Source organism: Mycobacterium sp. NGS27 (assembly GCF_059813005.1).
Genome location: NZ_JCALDT010000040.1, coordinates 1 through 551 on the forward strand (window position 1 = coordinate 1; position 551 = coordinate 551).

Sequence of the window (551 nt, forward strand, 5' to 3'; positions counted from 1 at the left end):
CCCGGCGCCCACCGATTGACCACCGCCGCCGGGCAGGCCTCCGCGGCGATCACCAACGCCGCCGACTCCAACCCCTGCGGGGACAACATCCCCACCGCCGAGGGGGTCTGGCTCAACACCGTGACCTGCTCGGCGACCAGCAGGGCCTGCAACTGCTGCGGGGAACCGGTCACCTCCTCAGAGACCACCACCAGGCGCCCACCATGCAGCAGCGCCCCCCAGATCTCCCACACCGAGTAGTCAAAGGCATACGAATGGCACTGCGTCCACACCTGATCGGGTCCCAGCGTCAGCCCGGCCTCCCACGACGCGAACAGCCGGGTCACGTTGTGGTGGGTGACCGCCACCCCCTTGGGCGTCCCGGTAGTGCCCGAGGTGTAAATAATGTGCGCCACATCATCAGCGGCCGGGGCCGGCAACGGCGTGCCCGCACCGGTCTGGATGCCCGGATCGTCGAGGTCGATGACCGTCACGTCGTGGCCGTCGACCCGCGCGCGCAACGCGGCGGTGGTGATGACCGCGACCGGGGCGGCGTCAGCGAGCATGAACCC

At 69.9% G+C, this 551-nt stretch carries 1 protein-coding gene; it reads right to left on the bottom strand.

Annotated features, from left to right (window positions below; all coding sequences use genetic code 11):
• The coding region (locus tag AC5Y30_RS25470; RefSeq protein ID WP_499922082.1) for an AMP-binding protein at positions 1-551 on the bottom strand (551 nt) is incomplete at both ends.